This is a genomic window from Haliea sp. E1-2-M8, assembly GCF_030649675.1.
Classification (GTDB): Bacteria; Pseudomonadota; Gammaproteobacteria; order Pseudomonadales; family Halieaceae; genus Haliea.
The window spans coordinates 1-2,397 of sequence record NZ_JAUTDR010000063.1; the positions used below are offsets into that span (position 1 = coordinate 1).

General features: G+C 52.7%; 2 protein-coding genes. Both read right to left on the minus strand.

Annotated features, from left to right (window positions below):
- Positions 1-70: 70 nt before the first annotated feature.
- Complete coding sequence (locus tag Q6D67_RS21475) at positions 71-886, minus strand: reverse transcriptase domain-containing protein (protein WP_304707878.1); 816 nt, start codon at positions 884-886, stop codon at positions 71-73.
- A gap of 836 nt (positions 887-1,722) precedes the next feature.
- Positions 1,723-2,286 (minus strand): MarR family winged helix-turn-helix transcriptional regulator, encoded by a 564-nt coding sequence (locus Q6D67_RS21480; protein WP_304707880.1) that lies wholly within the window; start codon positions 2,284-2,286, stop codon positions 1,723-1,725.
- Positions 2,287-2,397: the final 111 nt, after the last annotated feature.

Sequence of the window (2,397 nt, forward strand, 5' to 3'; positions counted from 1 at the left end):
AATCTGACTGTAAAGCTGTGTATCTTTCATGATGACAAGGCTAATCTACCCACACGATTTGGTGAAGACCCTAGTAATTAATCCACCCCCATACGCGTGGGGCCAACACCTGGGCCAGTTGGTCCAGAGATAGCTCACTTCGTAGGGTCAGATGCCATCGTCGTATCGACTGGCGCATGGCTGTCATCGCTTGTCGGCTTACTGCTGGGGTGAATCCCAGTAGTGCCTTGCCGCTTCGATTGACCGTGCGTCTCGGACGAAATGTATAGCCGAGAAAGTCGAATTGGATCTGCTCATGAGTTTCAGTTCGCCTGCTATCCTTGCAGTAAACCACCCGGGTTTTCGTCGGGTGCATCTCCAGGCCACAGTCGCGAAGGCGCTTCGCAAGTTGCTCACACAAATAGTGCGCCTCAACTTCACTGCGACAATGCAAGATGCCGTCGTCAGCGTATCGACAGAAAGGAGTGTCCTTGTGGTTCACCGTCAGCCAATGGTCCAGGGCATAGTGTAAGAACAGGTTTGCAAGAACCGGAGATAGTGGGCCACCTTGCGGTGTGCCGACACTCCGTGACTCTTGTACCCCATTTCGACTCTGCATTGGTGCTGTCAGCCAACGCTCCACATGTAGCAACACCCATCGATCCTGACAGTGATGACGAAGGGCTTTCAGAAGCAAGTTGTGATCAATGTTGTCGAACAGGCTGCGAATATCGTACTCAAGAACCCAATCACGCTCCCAGCATCGCTTGCGCGTTACCGCGAGCGCATCGTGCGCCGATTTCCCGCGTCGGTATCCATAGGAGTTTTCATGAAAGACCGGCTCCAGGATCGGTTCAAGAGTCATCGTGACAACGGTCTGTGCAATTCTGTCACCGACCGTTGGCACACCGAGTATTCGCTCCCCACCTGACTTTTTTTGGAATCGGTACGGCTTTCACCGCCGGCGGGAAGTAGCTTCCTGACGACATCCGATTCCAGATCCGGTAGAGGTTCCTGCTCAGATCCCGATCAAAATCCGAGATCGATTGACCATCAACGCCCGCTGCACCTCGATTCGCTTTGACTCGTTGATAGGCTTCCCATATCAGTCGCTTTGGAATCACAAACGGTTTTGCTGATGTCACGGGCTCATCCTTCCCAAGAAGTTGACCTGTGGATCAGCTGAAGCAATTCGACCCCTTTGCTCCGCATCCATTACAGATACATCAAAGCTACTACAGGCCGATCCGTCCTCAATCCGTGCATTGGTACTCTGCATCTCGCTTTTCTTCACTTGATGCCCTCCCTTAACATCACGGTATTGAGTTCCCATAGTTCCGTTGAAGCGCCTGAATCGAGCTCGCGCCATCTCTATGCCGGACACCGCCCATCCAGTAAACAGGTTTCCGATGGACTTATCCCGGGGATAGTTGTGGCCCCCGGTTCTGATGTCAGTTATCAATTTCGACACCTTAATGATGGTTCGCTTGTACTCGCCTTCTCGATTCTTACCTGACACACCACATGGATGCGCCTTTTCCCTCGATGCTCACGACAACGGTCTTCAGCCAATGCCGCTCGGGGCGGTTTGGAGCCGGCCCCTGCAGGCAGACTCCGGAGGGTCGGTTCCTCCATCACTTCAACAGCTTTTCATGCTATGAGCGATCAACTATCGTTGGACCGCTCGCATTGCTGTGGCACACACAACTGGGTTGAAAATCGCCGCTCCGTTTATTTGAACGACTATTTTTTTGATCCAGAGGTCACGCCCCCTCGCCTTGCGAGTGGATTCTCAGATGCGGGGATGATCGTCTCCCATCCTGCTTCAATACACGTGAGATATTCAAGGAAAGTGGCCAGCTGTGTCGCGGTAAGCCCGCTCGCCGTCAAGACTTTACTGCTTGCCACTGCGACCGCTTCCACTGTGCGGTCGATGACGTTCATGCCCTTGGGCACGACACGCAGCACATAGCTTCTGCGATCCGAAGGGTCAGGTTTGCGTTCACATAAACCCTGTTTGACCAACCGTTCTATGCGGTATGTAGCCGCGCCTGACGTGAGGCTCAGCATACTACGGACTTCCGTCGGTCTGAGACAGTAAGGATCGCCGCGGCGCCTCAGCGCAAAGAGTTGAAGCATGTCTTCCAGCTGCACACCCTCTTGAGAAGCGATCTCAGCGAACTGGTAGCCTATCTCCATGACCAGTGCATACAGCCGGAATGTCACATGAATACCGGAATCTTTGAGGTCAGGGCGCTCGCGCTCCCAATCAATGACAATCATTTCAGGAAAAGTCATTTCACGCATTTAAATCCCCTTGGCATTCCAACTAACTGGTATATAGTTTAACTCACTAGTGTCCGGTTAATTTGATTACGATCATGCTGAAACCCAGTGTTGACGTGGCTTTACAGCCGA